This is a genomic window from Ruegeria sp. HKCCE3926, assembly GCF_017872515.1.
Classification (GTDB): domain Bacteria; phylum Pseudomonadota; class Alphaproteobacteria; order Rhodobacterales; family Rhodobacteraceae; genus Ruegeria.
On sequence record NZ_JAEDOU010000007.1, the window covers coordinates 110,840 to 131,630 of the forward strand.

The 20,791-nt window shown below is 58.1% G+C and carries 21 protein-coding genes; 12 read left to right on the top strand and 9 right to left on the bottom strand.

Annotation, left to right across the window (positions count from 1 at the left end):
• Positions 1-31: 31 nt before the first annotated feature.
• From I9184_RS16430 to I9184_RS16445, 4 genes are read left to right on the top strand one after another with little or no spacing between them, the layout of a single operon-like run.
• The gene (locus I9184_RS16430) at positions 32-979 is read left to right on the top strand and encodes an ABC transporter permease (protein WP_209835187.1); all 948 of its coding nucleotides are present in this window, start codon (positions 32-34) and stop codon (positions 977-979) included.
• Positions 976-1,791: an ABC transporter permease gene (locus tag I9184_RS16435; RefSeq protein ID WP_171206687.1), complete on the top strand. Its 816-nt coding sequence runs from the start codon at positions 976-978 to the stop codon at positions 1,789-1,791. The genes I9184_RS16430 and I9184_RS16435 overlap by 4 nt, the downstream gene beginning before the upstream one ends.
• The gene (locus tag I9184_RS16440) at positions 1,788-3,386 is read left to right on the top strand and encodes a dipeptide ABC transporter ATP-binding protein (protein ID WP_209835188.1); all 1,599 of its coding nucleotides are present in this window, start codon (positions 1,788-1,790) and stop codon (positions 3,384-3,386) included. Before I9184_RS16435 ends, I9184_RS16440 begins: the two co-directional genes overlap by 4 nt.
• Before the next feature lie 33 nt (positions 3,387-3,419).
• A complete protein-coding gene (locus I9184_RS16445; protein ID WP_209835189.1) occupies positions 3,420-4,871 on the top strand; it encodes an aldehyde dehydrogenase family protein in 1,452 nt (483 codons plus the stop codon).
• Between the two features lie 16 nt (positions 4,872-4,887).
• On the opposite strand, the gene I9184_RS16450 is transcribed toward I9184_RS16445, so the two are convergent.
• Together I9184_RS16450 and pncB are read right to left on the bottom strand one after the other, a co-directional pair.
• The gene (locus I9184_RS16450; RefSeq protein WP_209835190.1) at positions 4,888-6,048 is read right to left on the bottom strand and encodes a hypothetical protein; all 1,161 of its coding nucleotides are present in this window, start codon (positions 6,046-6,048) and stop codon (positions 4,888-4,890) included.
• Between the two features lie 87 nt (positions 6,049-6,135).
• The gene (gene pncB, locus I9184_RS16455) at positions 6,136-7,428 is read right to left on the bottom strand and encodes a nicotinate phosphoribosyltransferase (protein ID WP_209835191.1); all 1,293 of its coding nucleotides are present in this window, start codon (positions 7,426-7,428) and stop codon (positions 6,136-6,138) included.
• A 164-nt stretch (positions 7,429-7,592) separates the two neighbouring features.
• Here pncB and I9184_RS16460 point away from each other — a divergent pair, with 164 nt between their 5' ends.
• The gene (locus I9184_RS16460; protein ID WP_171637376.1) at positions 7,593-8,123 is read left to right on the top strand and encodes a hypothetical protein; all 531 of its coding nucleotides are present in this window, start codon (positions 7,593-7,595) and stop codon (positions 8,121-8,123) included.
• Here I9184_RS16460 and pncA read toward each other — a convergent pair.
• Entirely contained in the window at positions 8,120-8,713 is a 594-nt protein-coding gene (pncA, locus tag I9184_RS16465) for a bifunctional nicotinamidase/pyrazinamidase (protein ID WP_209835192.1), read from the bottom strand. The genes I9184_RS16460 and pncA overlap by 4 nt on opposite strands.
• 96 nt (positions 8,714-8,809) lie before the next feature.
• Here pncA and I9184_RS16470 point away from each other — a divergent pair, with 96 nt between their 5' ends.
• A complete protein-coding gene (locus I9184_RS16470; protein ID WP_209835193.1) occupies positions 8,810-9,715 on the top strand; it encodes a rhodanese-related sulfurtransferase in 906 nt (301 codons plus the stop codon).
• A 65-nt stretch (positions 9,716-9,780) separates the two neighbouring features.
• Entirely contained in the window at positions 9,781-10,290 is a 510-nt protein-coding gene (locus I9184_RS16475; protein WP_171637370.1) for a potassium channel family protein, read from the top strand.
• Positions 10,291-10,297: 7 nt separating this feature from the next.
• Here I9184_RS16475 and I9184_RS16480 read toward each other — a convergent pair whose 3' ends face one another.
• Positions 10,298-10,627: a hypothetical protein gene (locus I9184_RS16480; protein ID WP_152459432.1), complete on the bottom strand. Its 330-nt coding sequence runs from the start codon at positions 10,625-10,627 to the stop codon at positions 10,298-10,300.
• 187 nt (positions 10,628-10,814) lie between these two features.
• On the opposite strand from I9184_RS16480, the gene betB reads away from it, so the two are divergent.
• Positions 10,815-12,269, top strand: coding sequence for a betaine-aldehyde dehydrogenase (betB, locus tag I9184_RS16485; RefSeq protein WP_209835194.1), 1,455 nt, complete (start codon positions 10,815-10,817; stop codon positions 12,267-12,269).
• A gap of 595 nt (positions 12,270-12,864) precedes the next feature.
• On the opposite strand, the gene I9184_RS16490 is transcribed toward betB, so the two are convergent.
• From I9184_RS16490 to I9184_RS16510, 5 genes are read right to left on the bottom strand one after another with little or no spacing between them, the layout of a single operon-like run.
• Positions 12,865-15,000 (bottom strand): hypothetical protein, encoded by a 2,136-nt coding sequence (locus I9184_RS16490; protein WP_209835195.1) that lies wholly within the window; start codon positions 14,998-15,000, stop codon positions 12,865-12,867.
• Complete coding sequence (gene motA, locus I9184_RS16495) at positions 14,997-15,866, bottom strand: flagellar motor stator protein MotA (protein ID WP_171637362.1); 870 nt, start codon at positions 15,864-15,866, stop codon at positions 14,997-14,999. Before motA ends, I9184_RS16490 begins: the two co-directional genes overlap by 4 nt.
• A 47-nt stretch (positions 15,867-15,913) precedes the next feature.
• Positions 15,914-16,498, bottom strand: coding sequence for a hypothetical protein (locus I9184_RS16500; protein WP_209835196.1), 585 nt, complete (start codon positions 16,496-16,498; stop codon positions 15,914-15,916).
• A complete protein-coding gene (locus I9184_RS16505; protein WP_209835197.1) occupies positions 16,495-16,971 on the bottom strand; it encodes a hypothetical protein in 477 nt (158 codons plus the stop codon). The genes I9184_RS16500 and I9184_RS16505 overlap by 4 nt, the downstream gene beginning before the upstream one ends.
• A gap of 9 nt (positions 16,972-16,980) precedes the next feature.
• Positions 16,981-17,478 (bottom strand): flagellar basal body-associated FliL family protein, encoded by a 498-nt coding sequence (locus I9184_RS16510; protein ID WP_245218177.1) that lies wholly within the window; start codon positions 17,476-17,478, stop codon positions 16,981-16,983.
• Positions 17,479-17,597: 119 nt separating this feature from the next.
• Between I9184_RS16510 and fliF the strand changes: the two genes are divergently transcribed.
• The 4 genes from fliF to fliP are packed head-to-tail and all read left to right on the top strand — an operon-like array spanning position 17,598 to position 20,785.
• Positions 17,598-19,181, top strand: a complete 1,584-nt coding sequence (gene fliF, locus I9184_RS16515) for a flagellar basal-body MS-ring/collar protein FliF (protein WP_209835199.1) — start codon at positions 17,598-17,600, stop codon at positions 19,179-19,181.
• The gene (locus I9184_RS16520; protein WP_209835200.1) at positions 19,181-19,777 is read left to right on the top strand and encodes an ABC transporter ATP-binding protein; all 597 of its coding nucleotides are present in this window, start codon (positions 19,181-19,183) and stop codon (positions 19,775-19,777) included. The genes fliF and I9184_RS16520 overlap by 1 nt, the downstream gene beginning before the upstream one ends.
• Entirely contained in the window at positions 19,770-20,057 is a 288-nt protein-coding gene (locus I9184_RS16525) for a FliM/FliN family flagellar motor C-terminal domain-containing protein (protein ID WP_152459423.1), read from the top strand. The genes I9184_RS16520 and I9184_RS16525 overlap by 8 nt, the downstream gene beginning before the upstream one ends.
• Positions 20,057-20,785 (top strand): flagellar type III secretion system pore protein FliP, encoded by a 729-nt coding sequence (gene fliP, locus I9184_RS16530; protein WP_209835201.1) that lies wholly within the window; start codon positions 20,057-20,059, stop codon positions 20,783-20,785. Before I9184_RS16525 ends, fliP begins: the two co-directional genes overlap by 1 nt.
• Positions 20,786-20,791 lie beyond the last annotated feature (6 nt).

Below are 20,791 nucleotides of genomic sequence, written 5' to 3' on the forward strand. Positions count from 1 at the left end.
CCGTGCCTGATGTGACCCTAACGTGGTGCCAATGCTCCGCTACGTCCTAAAACGACTGATTTCCTTGCTTGTCAGCCTGGCCGTCGCCTCGGTGGTCATCTTCGCCGTGATCGAGGTTGCCCCAGGTGATCCGGCATCGTTCATGCTGGGCGTCAATGCGCAGGAGGACACGCTGGCGGCGCTGCGGGCCGAGCTGGGCCTGGATGGGTCAAAGATACAGCGCTATTTCCACTGGGTTGGCGGCATGCTGGTGGGCGATTTCGGCACGTCATACACCTATCGCACACCAGTGTCGCAGATGATCGCTGACCGGCTGTGGGTGTCGTTACCCCTGGCGCTTTACGCGCTGACGCTGTCCACATTGATCGCCTTTCCCGCCGGAATCTATGCCGCTGCGCGTCGGGGCAAACCGGGGGACCTTGCAGTGATGGGGGCGACGCAGCTTGGCATCGCAGTCCCGAACTTCTGGTTCGCGATGATGCTTGTGCTGATCTTCGCCATCAATCTGCGCTGGTTCAATGCAGGCGGGTTTGTCGGTTGGAACGGCGGGCTCTGGGCCGGCCTTCATTCCCTGACCCTGCCTGCCGTGGCTCTTGCCTTGCCACAGGCGGCGATTCTGGCGCGGGTCATGCGGTCGGCCTTGCTGGACATTCTGGGTGAGGATTTCATGCGCACGGCTCGGGCCAAGGGCCTGTCCCGTCGTCAGGCCCTTTGGCGGCATGGGGTGCGAAATGCGCTGATTCCGGTGCTGACCATCATCGGCTTGCAGTTTTCCTTTCTGCTGGCGGGGTCGATCATCATCGAACAGGTGTTCTATCTGCCGGGCCTCGGGCGGCTGGTGTTTCAGGCCATTTCTGCCAGAGACCTCATCGTCGTGGAATCGGTCGTGATGCTGCTGGTCTTTGCTGTGATAACGGTCAATTTCCTTGTCGATCTTGCTTATGCGGCCGTGGACCCACGACTGAGGAGCAGGACATGAACCGGAACCTGATCCTTGGGGCCTTGTTGTCGTCGCTGGTGGTTCTGGCCGCGTTGGTCTCGTTCATCTGGACCCCTTACGACCATGCCGCGCTGGACATTCCCAATAAATTGCAGCCACCAAACGGGCAGCATTGGTTTGGAACCGATCATTTCGGCCGCGACATGTTCTCGATGATCATGGTCGGTGCGCGTACGTCGATTGCGGTGGCGTTGGTGGCCGTCGGCATCGGCATGGCAATCGGCGTTCCTCTTGGCCTGGCAGCGGCCGCGCGCAAAGGCTCATGGCTGGATGAGGTCATCATGCGTGGCAACGATCTGGTCTTCGCTTTCCCTTCGCTGGTGATCGCCATCCTGATCACGGCCGTCTATGGCGCCGGAGCGATCAACGCCATTGTTGCGATCGGTATTTTCAACATCCCCGTCTTTGCCCGTATCACCCGCGGGGCTGCTTTGTCGCTTTGGGAGAGAGAGTTCATCCTCGCCGCCCGTGTGTCGGGCAAAGGGGCCGCGCGGATATCAGCTGAGCATATTCTGCCCAACGTGGCCAATCTGCTGATCGTGCAGGGGACCATCCAGTTCAGCCTTGGCATTCTGGCCGAAGCGGGCCTGTCATATGTCGGTCTGGGCGCTCAACCTCCGACGCCCAGCTGGGGCCGGATGCTGGCAGACGCACAGACGATGGTCAGTTTTGCTCCGCATTTGGCTCTGATTCCGGGTCTGTCGATCATCGTCACGGTGCTGGGTCTGAACCTGTTGGGCGACGGAATGCGGGACTGGCTGGATCCCCGGATCAGGGTGGCGCGGGCATGAGTTTGTTGCAGATTGAAAACCTGTCGCTGACGATCCACGGGATGCCAATCCTGAAACAGGTCAACTTGTCGATCGACCCCGGCCAGATCGTGGCGGTGACGGGTGAAAGCGGCTCGGGCAAATCGATGACCGCATTGGCGGTGATGCAACTGCTGCCGCATGGGGCCAGCACGGAAGGTGCGATCTGGCTGGACGGTCAGGATCTGTTGACACGGTCAGAGCCCGATTTGTGCGCCTTGCGCGGCGCGTCCGTGGGGATGGTATTTCAGGAACCGATGACAGCGCTCAATCCGGTAAGAACCGTCGGCGATCAGGTGATGGAGACGATCCTGATCCACAAGGCGATGCCTCCTGCTCAGGCCCGGACCCGCGCCAAAGAGGTGCTGACCCGCGTTGGCCTGCCACCTGATCGGTTCCCCCTTTCCCGCTATCCGCACGAACTGTCCGGCGGGCAACGGCAACGCGTGGTCATTGCCATGGCCATCGCTCTGCGCCCCAGGCTGTTGATCGCGGACGAGCCGACGACAGCGCTGGACGTCACGACACAGGCGCAGATTCTCGACCTTCTCAAGGGGCTGGTGCGCGAATACGACATGGGGCTGCTGATGATCACCCATGATCTGGCCGTTGTCTCTGATATGGCCGACCAGATCATCGTCATGCGCCACGGAGAAGTGGTTGAAAGCGGGGCCACACAGCACCTGCTGAGTCACATGCAACACCCTTATACCCGAATGCTGTTCGAGGCGTCTGGCCATCAGGTCACTTTGCCGGAACCCGCGCAACCGCAAACGTTGCTGGAGGTAACCCAGGTTGTTCGGGACTACCGATTGCCCCGAAAGGGCCTGTTGGACGCGCCGCGGCATCACCGGGCAGTGGATGGTGTCAGCTTCTGCCTCAACCGAGGCGAGCGGTTGGGGCTGGTCGGGGAATCCGGATGTGGAAAATCGACCCTGACACGGGCAATTTTGGGATTGGAGGAGGTTCAATCCGGTCAAATCCGGTTGGATGGTCAGCCGGTTTTCACCGGCCACAGGCCCAACCTTGCCGTGCGTCGGAGGATGCAGGTCGTGTTTCAGGACCCATATGGCAGCTTCAATCCCCGCCACCGTGTCGCGCGCCTGATTACTGAACCCTTTCACCTGTTGGAAACGCCACCAAAGGATTCAGAACGCCAGGACCGGATTTCGGAAATTCTGACGGCAGTGGGCCTCGGCCCTGATGATGCGGGCAAATACATCCACGAATTCTCGGGCGGGCAACGACAACGGATCGCCATTGCACGCGCCCTGATCATCCGGCCCGATCTGATCCTGTTCGACGAGGCGGTTTCGGCGCTTGACGTTTCGGTCCGTGCTCAGATCCTCGATCTGCTCGCTGAACTGTGCGACGCCTATGACCTGACCTATCTGTTCATCAGCCATGACCTGAGCGTTGTCCGCACGATCACCGACCGTGTGCTTGTGATGCAGTCCGGGCGGATCGTCGAACAGGGTCAGACCAAGCAGGTGTTCGAAAACCCGCAACATCCCTATACGCAAACCCTGATTGCCGCCTCGCCCCGGTTGCCCGAGATAAGGCCGCTGACGGCGTAGAGTTCCTTGTTAGAGCCTGATTGGAGGCCCAAAATGACCCAGAAGATTTGGTTTGATCCCACCTTGTGCCTGATCGGCGGGCGCTGGATCCGGGCGGCCGCGGGCGACAGCCTGCCCTTGATCAACCCTTCGGACGGGACCGAGATCTGCCGGATCGCCCGAGGGTCCGAGGCGGATATCGAAGCGGCGGTACAAGCCGCCCGGTCTGCGTTGAATGGTGATTGGGGGCGAAAGACGGCGTTGGAACGCGGCCGCATCCTGACCCGGCTGGGCCAGCTGGTGCTGGAACGGGTGGACGATCTGGCGCGGCTTGAGGCGAAGGATGTCGGCAAACCGCTGACGCAGGCCCGGGCAGACGCGGTCGCCCTGGCGCGCTATTGCGAGTTCTACGGCGGCGCGGCCGACAAGGTGATGGGTGAGACCATTCCCTATCTCGATGGCTACACCGTCTATACCCTGCGCGAACCGCATGGGGTGACGGGCCATATCGTGCCCTGGAACTATCCGATGCAGATTATCGGACGTTCGGTCGGGGCGGCGTTGGCCATGGGCAACGCCTGTGTTCTGAAACCTGCGGAAGAGGCCTGTTTGACCGCGTTGGCCTTTGCCCATCTTGCGCAACAGGCCGGGCTGCCGGCCGGTGCTTTGAATGTCGTGCCCGGTCTGGGGGCCGAGGCGGGTGCGGCGCTGTCCGGACATTCGGGTGTAAACCACATCTCGTTCACTGGTTCTGTTGCCACAGGGGCCCTTGTGCAGCAGGCGGCGGGACGCAACGTGGTGCCCGTGACGCTGGAACTGGGCGGGAAATCCCCGCAATTGGTTTTTGACGATGCCGATCTGGATGCGGCGCTGCCGTTTCTGGTGAATGCGGGGATCCAAAATGCGGGCCAGACCTGTTCGGCCTCGTCCCGGATCCTGGTGCAGCGTGGCGTGTATGAACAGGTCAGATCGCGCATGTCCCAGGCCTATGAAGAACTGACCGTCGGCCCGGCGATGCAGGATCTGCGGGTTGGGCCGTTGATCTCGGACCGGCAGAGACAGATTGTCAGGGGCTTTCTGAAAACCGCCACGGACCTGACGATCGCTGCGCAGGGACAGATTGTCGAAGACGCGCCAGAGGCCGGAGCCTATGTCCGGCCCACTTTGTTCGCGGACGTGCCGCCAGATCATCAGTTGGCACAGGACGAAATTTTCGGCCCGGTTCAGGTTCTGATCCCGTTCAACACCGAAGAACAGGCTCTGCATATAGCGAATAGTACGGATTACGGCCTGGTCGCCAGCGTCTGGACGCGGGATGGCGCGCGGCAGATGCGGTTGGCGAAAGCGCTGCACTCCGGTCAGGTTTTCATCAACAACTACGGTGCAGGCGGTGGTGTTGAACTGCCGTTTGGCGGTGTGGGAAAATCCGGCCATGGCCGCGAAAAAGGGTTCGAAGCTTTGTACGGCTTTTCACAGTTAAAGACAGTTGCCGCGTTTCACGGATAGCTTTTACCCAGGCAATTCAGATCAGCTTTGCTTCCAATGTATGATTGCCCCAAATCTGTGATGTCCGCGTGGCAGAATGCCCACTGAACCAACCTCCGACCACCTCGTCGGAAACGTTGGCACTGGCGGGAAACTTTTGTCTGCCGCCGTCTGCCAGGATCACGAAGTCAAACCAGACCCGAACTGAATACGGCACATTGATCCGGCCAGAATTCAGGTTGTACTTGTGCCAGTGTACCGGGCAGCTCAAGAAAACGACCTTGTTGAAATGCGCCCCCATCTCGGCGGCTTTCATGACGACATTGCAGCCGTGGCTGTGGGCAACCACATCGCAGCCGTGATAAGCCTCAAGGTCTATCCAGTTTTTCAAGTGTTTGGCAGCAATATGTCGGCCGCGGTCGGACCACCGGCCCTCCCATTCATAGTAGTTCTGCCCTGAATAGATGTCGTTGCGATGCGGCTTGATGTAATTGTGCAAATCTCCGACATGGGGATAGTACCATGTGGGGTCAGGATTGACTTCGAAGTGAGTGCCATGAACAAGAAGCAACCCCGGGACACCGGCTAATTGTTGTGCGGGCGCCGGTGGAACCTGTGAAGCGGGCGGGTCTGAAATCAGAGCGGACGACAACACAGTAAGCAAATCTTGCGAGAGCGGATCCAATTGCGTCCAACGTGCCGAAAACACACCAAGCCAAAGACGTGGCGGAAAGGATTCTGGCGAATACAGTTTGAGGCACGAACTCAGTGCGGCAAGAGCGACAATTGAATCAGGGGCCGCAAGTCCAAGCTTCAAAGCAGCGTCGATGTATTCGACGTTCGGCTGTTCTTCTGCTGCTATGATCGCCTCGAACAAACGTTGGTAATACCCCTCAGGCTCCGGCAAAGAAAACAGGTCGAAGGGCCTCAGGTCGCCGGGGCCATCAAAGAAACGCATGTATTCGTGGGCGGATATTTGGCGGTCGTCAATTGGCCGGAATCCGAGCATGACAAGCTGTTTGGACAGAACGGCATCGTCGGTTTCTTCCCAATCGCGGCCCAACAGTAAAAAGTCGCTGTCATTGCCTTCGGCTTGCAGAAACTGCGCGCGGGATATCAGGTATGCGGCGTAGGAAAAAAGTGAAAGCTCATCCCGGGATCCGCCGGTTTCGTTGAAGTTCCTTGGTTCAAAAATCATTGTATCTCAACCTTAATGCTCAATGGGAATGCCTTCCAAAATAGCATCAGGTGAGTTGCCGATAAATGATGAATGCGCCGCCGTGGTTCAGACGATCACCTCGATCGCCTTTTGCTCTCCGACCCCAAACACCCGCTTGTAGCGTTCGATCTGGTCTTTCGGACCCATCGCCTTTTCCGGGTTGTCCGACAGTTTCACCGTCGGGCGGCCATTGGCGGATACCGCTTTGCAGACCAATGAGAACGGCGCCAGCGCGTCATTGGGAACAAGCCCACGAAAATCGTTGGTCAGCAAAGTTCCCCAGCCGAAGGAAATATTGGCGCGGCCCGCGAACTGGGCGTGCAATTCCTGAATTTTCTCGACATCCAGACCGTCAGAGAAAATGATCCGTTTCCCTGTCGGGTCTTCGCCGCGTGCATTCCACCAGTCAATTGCGATCTCGGCCGCCGCTGCCGGGTCTCCGCTGTCGATGCGAATGCCGGTCCATCCCGCCAGCCAGTCAGGAGCATTGTCCAGAAACCCCTTGGTGCCATAGGTGTCGGGAAGGATGATGCGCAGGTTGCCGTCATGCTCGTCATGCCAGTCGCTGAGCACGTCATAAGGCGCCTGCGCCAACGCTTCATCCGTATCGGCCAGTGCGGAATAGACCATGGGCAGTTCATGCGCATTGGTGCCGATGGCCTCGACCTCGCGTCGCATGGCGATCAGGCAGTTCGAAGTGCCGGTAAAGGATGCGCCCAGCCCTTCGATCATCGCCTGCACGCACCAATCCTGCCACAGGAAGGAATGCCGCCGTCTGGTGCCGAAATCCGCGATCCCAAGCCCGTTTATCGAGCTCAACTTTTCGATCTTTTCCCAAACCCGGGTCATCGCGCGGGCGTAAAGCACCTGCAATTCGAACCGGCGCATATCGTTCAGCACCGCGCGCGAGCGCAGCTCCATCAACACCGCCAGCGCGGGAATTTCCCACAGCATGACCTCGTGCCACTTGCCTTCAAAGGTCAGTTCATATTGGTCGCCTTTGCGTTCAAGATGATAGGGCGGCAGGCGCAAATTCTCGAACCACTCCATGAAGTCCGAGCGGAACATCTGCCGTTTTCCGTAGAACATGTTGCCGCGCAGCCAGGTGCTTTCCCCACGGCTGAGGCTGAGAGAGCGGATGTGATCCAGCTGTTCCCGCAGCTCGCCTTCATCGATCAAACGCGCCAGAGGTACGTGATTCGACCGGTTGATCAACGAAAAAACGACATCTGTTTGGGGCTTGTTTCGAAACACTGACTGGCACATCAGCAGTTTGTAGAAATCAGTATCGATCAAAGACCGTACAATCGGGTCAATCTTCCATTTGTGATTGTAGACGCGGGTCGCGATGTCGACCATGGGGAACTCCTGCGATTTCCGTAGTTAGATCAATCGACTCTGGAAATGGCAAGAGTCACTGATTTGGTGACAATGCCAGTTTGACGTCACAATACCGGCATATTGTGCATTGTTTTTACCGGTTAGTGAGAAGAGGGGATGGAAAGTCGAAACTGAGTTTGTGAATGGGTATCGAGTACGATTTTGATATTGTTAACGTAGCGCTGGAAGATCTGGACCCCGAAAAGCTGGGGTCTGCCTCTGATACGGAACGCCAGGTATGTGCGGTGTTCCGCGACATCAGAGCCGCGGACGCGTTGCGTGGAACATCGCCGAAAATCCGCAAGATTTTCATGGATGCCGGGTTCAGCCTCGAGTCGCGCAACAGTGGCATCGTGCCAGGTGTATTTCCGGCCGAGGATCATGCGGATCGGGTGCGAATTCTGCGGTCGCTGTTTGACAACATCAGGACGCGTGGAATTCAGGGTGAATATTGCGGCGATTTCAACCTTTGGGATTTCCTGCATTATGTGCGAACCGCGCAACCCATGGCTGGGATCGTGCGCAGCCGGCCGATGCGCGTTCCGTCACCTCCGTCAGACCGGACCAACCCGGAACGTCGCACGATACCAGGGCGCATTGGGTTTGCGCTGGGTCTGGCGGTTGTTCTGTTCGTGATGATCAAGCTTCTGGCCGCCGCAGGGGCCACACCTTAGGTCAATACGACTCCGGCATCTCGCATCGCCTGCTCGGCGGCTGCCAGCGAACCGTCCATATCAATCGCGCGGCACGCGCCCATGCGGACCGTGACATCGAAACCCAACCTGGCGGCATCTACCGCGGAATAACGCACGCAGTAATCGGTGGCCAATCCCACAAGGGTCAAACGGTCGATACCGCGTGTATCCAAATAGCCTTTCAGGCCTGTCGGTGTCTGGTGGTCATTCTCGAAGAATGCGGAATAGCTGTCGATGGTACTGCGGAATCCTTTGCGAAGGATCAGGTCGCCATCCGTGCGCAAGTCGGGATGAAAACCGGCGCCGCGCGTGCCCTGCACGCAGTGGTCGGGCCACAGAACCTGTGGGCCATAGGGCATGTCGACCAGGTCGAACGGGTTTTTGCCATCGTGGGAACTGGCAAACGAAGAATGTCCCGTCGGATGCCAGTCCTGAGTCAGGATCACGGCATCGAATTCATCCATCATGGCGTTTATCGGTGCGACGATCTCGTCCCCTTCTGCCACGGCCAGTGCCCCGGCTGGGCAGAAGTCGTTCTGGACATCGATCACGAGCAGGGCATGGGTCATGGCGGCCTCCTTTTACCGCTCTATCGGTAGGCGGCGGCGCGCGGGGCGTCAATGCAATCCCTTGCGACTCTGGGTCTGCAAAGGTAGATCGCGCGTATGTACACAATCGCTGCCCTCTATCACTTTACACGTTTCGCGGACCCGGCCGCGTTGCGCGACCCCTTGCTGGACCTGTGCCGCGCGCAGTCTGTCACAGGTACGCTGCTGCTTGCCCAGGAAGGGATCAACGGCACGATCGCTGGTCCGCGGGCCGGAATCGACGCTGTGCTGTCACATGTCCGATCCTTGCCCGGTTGCGCTGATATGGAGTGGAAAGAAGCGACCTCGGACCACCCGCCTTTCGGCAAGATGAAGGTGCGGCTGAAGAAAGAGATCGTGACCATGGGCCAGCCCGACGTGGACCCGCGCGCCCGTGTCGGCAACTATGTCGACCCGCAGGAGTGGAATGACCTGATCCGTTCTGACGATGTGGTGCTGATCGACACGCGAAACGATTACGAAGTGGCAATCGGGACGTTTGAAGGCGCTATAGACCCTGAAACAGCCAGTTTCCGCGATTTCCCGGAATGGTGGGAACAGAACAAGGACCGCTTTCACAACAAGCGAGTCGCCATGTTCTGCACGGGCGGTATCCGTTGCGAGAAATCCACCAACTACTTGTTGGGGCAGGGGGTCGAAGATGTCTATCACCTCAAAGGCGGTATCCTGCGGTATCTGGAGGAAATCCCAGCCGAAGACAGTTCCTGGCAGGGTGAATGCTTTGTGTTCGACAATCGCGTTTCGGTTGGCCACGGGCTTGTTGAAGGGCCGCACAAGCTTTGTCATGGCTGCCGGCGTCCTATCCTGCCCGAGGATATGAAGCGCCCAGAATACGAGCACGGCGTTTCATGCCATCAATGCATCGATGAGACGTCCGATGCTGACAAAATGCGCTTTCGCGAGCGGCAAAAGCAGATCCTGCTGGCGCGGGAACGGGGTGAGGCGCATCTGCGGCAGGATTGAATTCGGGTTGCGGGCGATGCCTTTAGGTCGGATGATTGCCCGAAGACCGGATTGAGGGGGCGTTCATGCACCGCAAACCCACGACATTGGACGAATGGAAATCGACGCTGATTGCGGCACTGGGGCTGGTTCTTGCTAGCTTCCTGGCCTGGTATGGCCTGTCCCGCCTGAGCGAGGCGGCTGCAGGCGATACGATTGGCACAGTCGCCTCGATCGGGTTGTTGATCTGGCTGGTGTCACAGTCCTGGTATTACATGACACAGGTGAAATCGCCCCGCAGGCTTTTGTTTCTGATGGGTGTTTCGTTCATACAGGTTGTTCCATTCCTGTTCGCCGCAGTTTACGGGGCCTTTGGGTATAACGACCACTGTGTCATTGGTGCGCAGGGTCCGGGGGATATCCTGTATTTTTCCTATGTTACCTTTACCACAGTCGGATATGGCGACATGTCCCCGACCGGTATGTGCCGTGGGCTCGCCGTGTCCGAGGCCGTAACAGGCTATATCCTACTGGGTATGTTTGTTGCCGCAGCAGTTTCGCTTTATGCCCGCAACCACAATCCGGATAGACCCTAATTCGGGGCTATTTGTTGTGATCGATCCAGCGCGACATCATTTTCTTGTCGCGGAAACACTCGGATGGGATCGGGCGACGTTTACTGCGTGAAATCCGCTCGGCAAACGCGACTTGTTTTCCCGTCGGGTAATTGTCGAACTGCGAGGTCCCGCGTGGTTTGTGGGCTGAAATCCAGTCAGATAAAAGCCGCCGGTCACGCTGTGCCTCGACCGGAATCTCAAGGGCTGACTTCTCGGCAATCGCTCGCGCATACCGCATCTGCCGATCGGTGACCGGAAGCAAGTGATAGTCGTTGTTCGGCCCGTTCAGGGCTGTGGGGCGTGTTTGCTGGGTCATCGGTTTGTCCTCTGACTATGTAGAACATAAATAGAACATTAACCAAAAATTTCAAGGTTTGCGGGGTTTGGCAGGCGTGAAGCCACCCCTTCGATGATTTTATTGACTGGTCAATCAATAACCGATAGGCCGATTTTCGACTGACCATTTGTCCCGTCCTGACGGGTGCGAAAGAAAAGGACACGGTATGAAGTTTCAGCCCCGGGCCAGCCATTTCATTGATGGCGAATATGTCGAAGATACAAACGGCGCGGCCATCGAAGTGATCTATCCCGCTACAGGCGAAGTGATTGCACGTTTGCATTCGGCGACGCCGGCGATCGTGGAACAGGCTCTAAACAGCGCAAAAAACGCTCAGGCAGCATGGGCGGCCCTTTCCGGGACGGAACGTGGCCGCATCCTGCGCCGCGCCTCTGATATTATGCGCGAACGCAATTACGACCTGTCCGTTCTGGAAACCCATGATACCGGCAAGCCGATTCAGGAAACCACAGTGGCCGATGCCACCTCGGGGGCCGATGCGCTGGAGTATTTTGGTGGATTGGCCGCCTCTCTGACTGGCGAGCATATTCCGCTGGGCGGGGGGGATTTCGTCTATACCATCCGCGAGGCGCTGGGCGTTTGCGTCGGGATCGGCGCATGGAATTACCCCACGCAAATCGCCTGCTGGAAAGGTGCACCTGCACTGGCCTGCGGCAACACGATGGTATTCAAACCTTCGGAAACCACGCCCCTTTCGGCATTGAAAGTGGCCGAAATTCTTGTCGAGGCCGGCGCGCCCAAGGGTGTCTACAACGTGATCCAGGGTTACGGCGATGTCGGTGCTTCGCTGGTCACCGATCCGCGCGTGGCAAAGGTCTCTTTGACAGGTTCTGTGCCGACAGGCCGCAAGGTCTATGCTGCTGCGGCGGACGGCATGAAGCATGTGACCATGGAACTTGGCGGCAAATCCCCGATGATCGTCTTTGACGATGCCGACATCGAAAACGCTGTTTCAGGTGCGATCCTGGGCAACTTCTACTCTTCGGGCCAGGTTTGTTCCAATGGCACCCGCGTCTTCGTTCAGAAAGGTATCAAAGAGGCCTTCCTGAAACGTCTGTCAGAACGTCTGGATCACGCGAAAATCGGCGATCCAATGGACGAGGACGTCAGCTTTGGCCCGATGGTCAGCGAGAACCAGATGAACATCGCCCTGGGCTATATCGAAAAGGGCAAAGCCGAAGGCGCAAGGTTGGTTTATGGCGGTGAACGGATCGAAAGAGACGGCTATTTTGTGCAGCCCACGGTTTTTGCTGACGTCACGGACAACATGACCATCGCGCGCGAGGAAATCTTTGGCCCCGTCATGTCGGTGCTGGATTTCGAGACTGAAGAAGAGGTGATGGCCCGCGCCAATGACACTGAGTTCGGTCTGGCCGCAGGTGTCTTCACCAATGATCTGACCCGGGCGCATCGAATTGTGGCCGGATTCGAAGCTGGCACTTGCTATATCAACACCTACAACCTTGCCCCGGTCGAAGCGCCGTTTGGTGGATCGAAGATGTCCGGCGTCGGGCGCGAGAACTCAAAACTGGCGATCAATCACTTCTCGGAAATGAAAACCGTCTATGTCTCGATGAATGATGTTGAGGCTCCGTACTGAATCAAGGACGGTTGTCCGCTGTTTTTGACGCCTCAGCTCCCGGTGCCCGGCACCGGGAGCTGAGGAAACGCCAGCCAGTGGCGGGCAATACTGTACTGGCAATACCGATGCCTGTCAGCGTGTCGGAAAAGGCGGGCTTGCAGAATTTGTGTCCAAAGACGTTGCCATCCCAAGCCGGTTGGCCAGGTTTGATGAGGAGACACGTCCGCGATTTCTCTGACCACGGAACTCATTGAAGGCGCAGAACTTTTACCGCCGTATTTCGGATGTGGCGTCTCGTTTTCACGCTTATGCCGCAAATGCCACGGCACCGGTTGCTTTACGGGCGGTCAGCCGTCGTGACCTTTTTGGTTGAGGAACGTGGCCTGAAATTCGGCGGCCTGTTCTTCTGTGTCATGTCTGGAACACAACATCCTTGAAAGAAGTTGGAGCCATGTTTGCATCCCCGCCTGATCGGGCGTTCTGATTGGACCCGCTTTGAAGCAACGGCGCCGGGCTCCCAACGCTGCCAGCGGTTGAAACGCATCGCAGGGTATACCGGTTTAGGGACCAGCGTTCACTTTGCCGGGTGCGGCCGGAACAGTCGCGATATACGTCATTTTACCCCAACTGCGTTCAACATCTCATCGATCCGCTGGCGGGCCGACTGGCTGTCCTTCAACAGGTTTTCCGCATCCGCCAGCGGTTTTTCCGCCAACCGATCCGGCAGGTCAGACAAAGCTTGGGTCGTTTGGTTCAATGCCGCGTATTTCCCGTCCGCAGGTTCCAACCTTTCATCCGACATCCCGGCCAGCCAGAAATACCGGTTTGCCGCTTCGATTTGTTCGAGATCTCGGAGCATATCGGCGGCAGCTGCAAATTCTTCTGTTGAAACCTTCGCGCGCGCGCGCAAGGCTATCGCCTCTTCGGAATTGTCATCAGCCAGCTCTAACAGGGCTTGATGAGGGCGCCCCGACAGCAAAGCGGCCCGAGCCCGCAACCGAGCCCGATCCGAGCGCCGCGACTGATCTTCCGGTCTGTTCGCCAGCGCAAATGTATGCTCAGCAAAGCCCAGATCAGCAAGGCGGCTTGCCAATGCAATTGCAGTATCGGTTGTCAGCACCACCGTCATGTCCGGCTGCATTACCTCCATCGTCTGGCGTAGAAAGGTTGCGTCATCCGATCTTTCAGCAAGCAATTGCAGATGCCGATTGATCGCGCCGTCACTACCGGGTCCGGGTGGCTGCGCTTTGATCACGTCAAATGCACGGTCGAATTCCTGGCTCAGGCTCAGAGCGATCGCATAGGTGCGGTTCATCATCGGGCCCAGCTCCGATCGCCTGAGCTCGACCGCATAAGATGCCGCCAGATCAAGCTCCTGAGAAGAAACAGCTTTGCGTTCAGACCAACGTTTTTCCACCAAGCGCGCCAAAGCCAGCGGAGATTCAGCGGCGGCGTCGGTAGAGGTTATAACCTCGGTCAACAACTCTTCTTCACGGTCACTGTTTCCTTCCGCCTTGGCAACGCTGGCTTTGGCCTGAGCGACACTGGATGTCGTTTCCGGTTCAATCCGGTCAACCGAGCGAAGGATTCTGCGGGCAGCCTCCAGGTGTTGTGCTCTCACCAGTATTCCTGATAACCGCGGCCCCAGCTGGCGGCGAAGATGATCCGGCAGTCTTGAATACGCGTGTTCGATTGCTTCCACGTTTGCGTCAGGTGCCAGTTCCCCTTCGGACAACACAGCCCAAAGCGCGGCATCGCTGTCACATCGTTGCAGGTCGTTGAATGGATTCCTGGGCAGCGGCGGCCGGTTATCTACAACCCGCGCAATTGCCGCAACGGGTTCGAAGCCCGCTGGCGGCGTCTCCAACAGCCTCAAGACACTCAACGCTTCGGCTCCGAAACCGAAAGAGGCGTAGAGTCTGGCCAGGGTCATGACCTTTTCGCCGTCAAGTTTGTCAAACTCTTTGTACAGCCCAGAGCGGAGAGCTGACACCTGATCCGGAAAAGGCGTGTTCCCTGACCAGGACGCAAAATTCAGCTCAGCAGTCGAGATGCAGGCCGGTCTTTGGTCAATTGGTTGCAGTTCTGCGTTCAGAACATTCTGCAAATCGTCCAGAACCGTGGTCAGACGTAGGTTCGAACTCAATTGGGGCGGCACAACGCGTGTACCGGACGGGGCGGTGTTGCGTGGCCCGACAGGAGCAAGCTCCAAGTCCAGCAGCTTGCGATCGGTCCCTTGCAGAAGACGAGTGGACAGCTGGTCTTTTATCCCCTGCTCAGTCATGGTGAGAAGCGGCAGGTGCAACCCTGTCTCCACCGAGGGCGGTTTGCCTTTGGCCGTTTTTCCGATCAAGGGTGGCGGTACATTCTCAAGAAGCGGCGGCAACAATTCCCCTGGTGCGATGTCCAATACGATCATCGAGTTTCTGTACAGAAACGCCGACGCCACGCAGTCGCACCCGAACTCCAGCTCCAACGCGCTGCCGGGGTTTTCCTGCGACAATGAGGCCAGTCGGTTCGTGGTCAAACGCCCAAAAACCGAGCTGGTCTTGAATGTCACGTCGTCCAGGGCAATTGTAAGGCTGGCGCCGTTCTTCCGTTGCGCCAGCACCCAGCGGGTATCCGGTGGCACGTCGAAAACCAGACGTGTGAATCCGTCATGCTCACCGGATCGCACCACCACGTCCTGTGCGGTCACGGCAGATGCAGCCGTGACCAAAACCGCAATCAGAAACCCGATGCGCTTCATGCTGCAGCCTGCTTGAGCTCTTTCAATGCGTCTTCCAGCTCGGAAAAGCCAGGGCGGTTATGGGTTGGGGTGTTCTGGCGTCCGACCTCAATGCACATGGCAGCATTGTGGTTGTGCAGGTTGGCCACCAATACTTCTTTGATCAGCTGATAAAAGTGGTTGTCTTCTTCAACCACGGCTTTCAGTTTGCCTGCGAAGGGGCCGACCAGACCATAGGCCAGAAAAACGCCCAGGAACGTGCCCACAAGGGCACCCCCAATCAGCTTCCCCAGCACTTCGGGCGGCTGATCGATTGATCCCATCGTCTTGATCACGCCCAGAACCGCAGCAACGATCCCCAGCGCGGGCAGGCCGTCTGCCACTGTTTGAAGTGCATGGCTTGAGTGCATGGCGTGATGAAAATTCGCCTCCATGCGCTTCTCCAGAACCTCTTCAACCTGATGCGGATCGTCATAATTCATTGCCGCCGACCGCATGGTGTCACAAATCAGGTCGACGGCCTCCTTGTCTGATTGGATCTTGGGGTATGCGGAAAACAAGCTGGAGTTTTCGGGGTCTTCAATATGCTGCTCGACCTCAACAGGGTTGGCTCGGGCAATGCGGATCAACGAAAACAGAAGGCACAGAAGGTCACGATAGTCTTCGGGCTTCCATTTCGGGCCCTTGAACACCTTGCCCATGTCTTTGATCGTATGTTTCACGCCGCCCATGTCATTGCTGATCAGAAAGGCTCCTACGGCAGCACCACCGATCATCATCATTTCGAAGGGAAGAGATTTCATGATGATGGTCATCTTGCCACCTGCCGCGAGATAGCCGCCGAAGACCATTACGAAGATGACAACAATTCCAACAATTCCAATCATTTGAGATCTCCAGATGAGTTCTGTGCGTTACCGGGCAACACGAGCGACTACTCCTGTGGGGCCGAGGCGTTGCGTCCGGCCATGACAACGCTGATTGTATAGGCCGCTTCGGGGCTCAGGCCCGCCAGTACGCCAGCCGCTGCGTCCGCCGGCATGCGGGACAGGAACCCTGCGGCAAAGGTCGGGTCCATGGTTTCAAACAACGCGGCTGCGTCCTTGGGTTTCATGTTCTGGTAAACATCCGTCAGGCGCGCCAGATCGTTCTCTGCCGCTTTGTCCGCAACCGCCAACGTGGCACGCAGGGCATCTTCTGCTTCCTTCAGGGCCGTCAGACGCGTTTCAACGGCCTGGGTTGCGATCTCCAGTGCTTTTTCCTGATCGCGTAATTCAGCCTCTCGCTGTTTGACGCGATCCTCCCGGCGCAAAAGCTCCGCCAGCACAACCTGAACATCGCGTGTTTCGGACGCGGCAGGCTCGTTTTCCACGGCTTCGGGTGTCGCCGGTTTGGCGAGCGCGGGTCCTGCCTCCAAGCCAACGCGAATGGCTGCCGAGCCGATCATCAGCAATGAGATGACAGCAAGCACACCACCGCGCGGGCGTGTATCGTGTTTGGCGTTGCGCGCAAGGCTCATACCTGCGCCCCGTTCTGCTTGCGGTCATGGCGGAAGAACATCAGGCCCTCTGGCGCCTTGGCTTGCTCTTCACGCGCACGAGTTTCGACGGGTTCCGCTGCTTTCTCGTGCTTGGTGCCCTGTTCCTCTTCAGGCTGGGGCTCGTCTTGGACAGGCTTTGCTTTTTCCGGGGCAGCAGTTTCTTCTTCGGGGATGACATCATGCAGAGATGCCATCATCAGCTCCAGGCGCTGCGCCACGGTCTCAGCCCTTTGCGTCAGCGCCTTCAGCTGATCCCCCGATTGATCAGAGGCATTTCGCGCGCTGTCCAGGGATTTCTTCAGCTCTTCTGCCTGGGTCGACAACACGGCCACCGCGCCACCGACGCCTTGTTCAAGATCGGTGAACCGCCTGAGGCGGCGCGACAGCACAAAACAATAAAGACCCGCGCCCAACGCACCGGCGACCAGCAAAATATCCGCAATCAGCTCCAATTCCGCCTCCTAATTCAGTACAAATTCCATCACCAGCACATCGCGAACGCGCCCTTCGCCAACGACAATTCCAATGCGTCGCAGCAGGTGACCTCGGATGCGCGTCAATGCCAGCGAATCCTCCAGGTCCTTCAATTCGACGGCTCGCAGGTATCCGTTCAGGACATCTATGATTCGTGGCTGCATTTTTTTCACATCAGCTATGTACGGCGCGTTAACTTCGAGCTGAGCGTGGAACTTCAAATGTCGTGACTTGCCGGAATTCACCGATACAACAACCGGCGGCAGATCAATGAACCCGACATCTGCCAGCGCTTTGGCAGGTTCCTTTTCCGCCTCGTCCTTACCGGCCTCAACCACGGCCTTGCCACCCAGCGGAATCAATCCGGATGACGTCAGGAAATACCCGCCCGCAGCGCCGGCGATGGCAAGAAGCATACCGATCAGCATTCCCTTTTTCCCTTTTTTCCCGGTGGGTTCCGCCAGTTCGTCGGTTGCGTCGGTCATGACGTCCTCATTCATCCGTTCCGACCCCGTCATAACCGCGCAGGGACTAACCGATTGTTAAGAGCAATCGTCCAAACAGAGGGTGCGTCGGGCAGAATGCCGGCGAGTCGGAGGTGAGCGTGCAGCAGATCGGAACTGTCTGGGCTAATTTGGACAGGCGTAAACAAATCATCGTCGCCGGTGCGGTTGCGCTGGTGTTTCTGGGAATCCTTGGCATGTCGCGCCTTGTAACGGCTCCGTCCATGACGCTGCTTTATGCGGGTCTGGAAAGCGGTGCCGCCGGGGAAATAGTACGCGCGCTGGACCAGCGCGGCGTCACATATGAAATTCGGGGCGGATCGATCTACGTATCCGGCGCGCAGCGCGACGAGCTGCGAATGACCCTTGCCAGCGAAGGCCTGCCCGCAAACGGCAATAAAGGGTACGAACTGCTTGATTCGCTAAGCGGGTTTGGCACTACCTCTCAGATGTTCGATGCTGCCTATTGGCGCGCGAAAGAGGGTGAACTGGCGCGGACGATTGTCGGTAGCCCGCATATAAGTCAGGCGCGCGTCCATATTGCCAACGGGACGGCAAACCCGTTTCAGCGCAGCGTGTCACCAACGGCTTCGGTCTACCTCGTGCCATCCGGGACCGAAATTACCGGGGATCAGGCCAAGGCCATCCGGTTCCTCGTTGCCTCGGCCGTCAGCGGCCTGACGCCCGAGAACGTTACGGTGGTTGATTCGCACGGGGCCGTGATTGGCGGGCAGGATACCGCAGCGCCTGCGGACACTTCGGACGACAAGTCGCGCCAGTTGCGGGAACGCGTTCTGCGTCTGGTCGAGGCGCGTGTCGGTACCGGCAACGCCGTGGTCGAAGTCAGTGTCGATACCGAAACCAAGACGGAATCCATTCGCGAGCGGCGCTTTGACCCCAAAGGCCGCGTGGCGATCAGCACGGATGTCGAAGAACGTTCGGACAGCGCCCGAAATCAGTCATCGGATGTCACCGTGGCGTCGAACCTGCCGGATGGCGATGCGGCGGGCGGGGACGAATCGAACTCGACGGCTACCCAGACTCGTGAGCGGGTGAACTACGAAGTCTCCGAGACAGAGCTGGAAGTCCATAAAGCCCCCGGCGCGATCAAGCGTCTGACGGTTGCAGTTCTGGTCAATGGGAAAAGATCGGTGGACGCCTCCGGTGCCGAAGTCTTCACGCCCTTGCCTCAGGAAGAGCTTACCGCTCTGGAAGAGCTCGTGGCGTCGGCAGTCGGGTACGATGCGGCGCGCGGGGACGTTATTACACTGAAATCCATGGATTTGCCGTCGGTCGAACCACAGGGCACTCTGGTTTCGTCGTCGCTCTGGCAGAACATCCATCTGGATGTCATGTCCTTGATACAGATGGCTGTGCTGGCTTTGGTTTCGCTCGTGCTGGCCTTGTTCGTGATCCGCCCGATCCTGACAAATGCAACACCGACACCGGCGCTGCAGGCGGCTGCGGGAGGGGCGGACTCGGATACCCTGGCACTGACAGGTGAAATCGCTCTGGAGGAACCGGCAGAGCTCTCGTCCCTGCCGGCAGAGCGCGGTGTTCCGGCCCTCGGCTCGAACGCCACAGAGGATCCTGTCGACCGGCTGCGCGCCATGATCGGTGACAAGCAGGAAGAGACTGTCGAGATCCTGCGCAGTTGGCTTGAAGAAGGTGAGGAGCGGGTGTGATGTCGATTGCCCATCTTCTTGAGGATTTCACCACCCAGACCGGTACCGGGCCTGTTCTGATCTTGAATGAGGACACGCTGGAAGAACAACGGCTCGCTGCCTTCGAAGACGGGTATGGGGCCGGTTGGGAAGATGCCTCGCAGGCGCAGGAGCAAAGCCGCGGCCAGATTTCGGCTGAAATGGCAAGATCGCTTGAGGATATGTCTTTCACCTATCACGAAGCCGTCGCCCGTATGACCCTGTCGTTGGAGCCCATGTTCACCAGTCTGGTTCAGACCGTACTGCCTGAGATGGCCGATCGCGGTCTGGCAGCCCGCATTGTGGAGCAACTCTGTGAAATGGCGCGTTCGCGGGTAGAGCAGCCGATGCAGATTTTGGTGCCGCCGGGATGTGCCGAGAGTGTCGCAGCGCTGTTGCCGCAAGATCTGCCTTCCACTCCTCAGGTGATCGAACACACCGAGCTGGAGCCGGGACAGGCCCGCCTTCAGGTCGGCACGAGCCGGCGTGAGGTTGATTGCACCGCTTTGCTCGCCGCCATCGAACAGACCTTTGACGCTTATGTCTTTGAGACAAGAGAGGCTTTGTCCAATGAATGACACCCAGATCCCGAAATCTGAAAAACCCAACCCCTTCGACTCGGTCCCGATTGAAGTGACCGTTTCCGTTGGTCGTGCGCGCCCATTGATCAAGGACCTGTTGAACATGGGAGAGAATGCCGTGCTGACCCTGGACAAACGGATCGAAGATCCGGTTGACCTCTATGTTGGGGATCAGTTGGTGGCGCGCGGGCTGCTGGAAGAAATGGAAGGCGATCAGGCAGGGCAACTTGCAGTGCGCTTGACCGAGATTGCGGATTTGCACAACGGAATCGGTTGATGCGCTATGTAATCTGCCTGGCTTTGGTGGCCGTTTTGACGCCCTCACTGGCCGCTGCTCAGGATTTGACCTTGTCCTTGGGCGACGGCGGGTCGATTTCAGCCCGGACGATCCAGCTGATTCTACTGATCACAGTGCTGAGCATCGCTCCGGGGCTGGCGATCATGATCACCTGCTTTCCCTTCCTGATCACCGTTCTGTCGATCCTGCGGCAAGGGATCGGCCTGCAACAATCTCCGCCCAATATGCTGTTGGTCAGCCTGGCGTTGTTCCTGACCTATTTCATCATGGACCCGGTGTTTTCAGAAGCATGGGTGACAGGAATACGACCGATGATGGAAGAGACGATGGAAGTGGAACCAGCGTTGGAGCGCGCGTTAGAGCCGTTCCGTGCCTTCATGGCGGCCCGACTGGATGCGGACACATTCTATGCCATGGCGGCTTTGCGCCCCGGTGGTGAGGCAATGGAATTGTCCGCACAGGCGCCGTTGTCGGTCTTGATGCCGTCCTTCATGCTGTCGGAAATCGCACGGGCGTTTCAGATCGGGTTTCTGATTTTCCTGCCGTTTCTGATCATCGATCTTGTCGTGGCCGCTGTATTGATGTCGATGGGCATGATGATGGTGCCTCCGGCCATCGTATCCTTGCCATTCAAGCTGGCGTTTTTTGTGATCGCCGATGGGTGGGCTTTGATTGCGGGCGCGTTGGTGCGCAGTTACATGCCGTAACCTCGA

Bases quoted from the DNA above. Each gene is read 5' to 3' on its own strand.
- I9184_RS16430 (WP_209835187.1), top strand. From the start codon at position 32: ATGCTCCGCTACGTCCTAAAACGACTGATTTCCTTGCTTGTCAGCCTG.
- I9184_RS16435 (WP_171206687.1), top strand. From the start codon at position 976: ATGAACCGGAACCTGATCCTTGGGGCCTTGTTGTCGTCGCTGGTGGTT.
- I9184_RS16440 (WP_209835188.1), top strand. From the start codon at position 1,788: ATGAGTTTGTTGCAGATTGAAAACCTGTCGCTGACGATCCACGGGATG.
- I9184_RS16445 (WP_209835189.1), top strand. From the start codon at position 3,420: ATGACCCAGAAGATTTGGTTTGATCCCACCTTGTGCCTGATCGGCGGG.
- I9184_RS16450 (WP_209835190.1), bottom strand. From the start codon at position 6,048: ATGATTTTTGAACCAAGGAACTTCAACGAAACCGGCGGATCCCGGGAT.
- pncB (WP_209835191.1), bottom strand. From the start codon at position 7,428: ATGGTCGACATCGCGACCCGCGTCTACAATCACAAATGGAAGATTGAC.
- I9184_RS16460 (WP_171637376.1), top strand. From the start codon at position 7,593: ATGGGTATCGAGTACGATTTTGATATTGTTAACGTAGCGCTGGAAGAT.
- pncA (WP_209835192.1), bottom strand. From the start codon at position 8,713: ATGACCCATGCCCTGCTCGTGATCGATGTCCAGAACGACTTCTGCCCA.
- I9184_RS16470 (WP_209835193.1), top strand. From the start codon at position 8,810: ATGTACACAATCGCTGCCCTCTATCACTTTACACGTTTCGCGGACCCG.
- I9184_RS16475 (WP_171637370.1), top strand. From the start codon at position 9,781: ATGCACCGCAAACCCACGACATTGGACGAATGGAAATCGACGCTGATT.
- I9184_RS16480 (WP_152459432.1), bottom strand. From the start codon at position 10,627: ATGACCCAGCAAACACGCCCCACAGCCCTGAACGGGCCGAACAACGAC.
- betB (WP_209835194.1), top strand. From the start codon at position 10,815: ATGAAGTTTCAGCCCCGGGCCAGCCATTTCATTGATGGCGAATATGTC.
- I9184_RS16490 (WP_209835195.1), bottom strand. From the start codon at position 15,000: ATGAAGCGCATCGGGTTTCTGATTGCGGTTTTGGTCACGGCTGCATCT.
- motA (WP_171637362.1), bottom strand. From the start codon at position 15,866: ATGATTGGAATTGTTGGAATTGTTGTCATCTTCGTAATGGTCTTCGGC.
- I9184_RS16500 (WP_209835196.1), bottom strand. From the start codon at position 16,498: ATGAGCCTTGCGCGCAACGCCAAACACGATACACGCCCGCGCGGTGGT.
- I9184_RS16510 (WP_245218177.1), bottom strand. From the start codon at position 17,478: ATGACCGACGCAACCGACGAACTGGCGGAACCCACCGGGAAAAAAGGG.
- I9184_RS16520 (WP_209835200.1), top strand. From the start codon at position 19,181: ATGTCGATTGCCCATCTTCTTGAGGATTTCACCACCCAGACCGGTACC.
- I9184_RS16525 (WP_152459423.1), top strand. From the start codon at position 19,770: ATGAATGACACCCAGATCCCGAAATCTGAAAAACCCAACCCCTTCGAC.
- fliP (WP_209835201.1), top strand. From the start codon at position 20,057: ATGCGCTATGTAATCTGCCTGGCTTTGGTGGCCGTTTTGACGCCCTCA.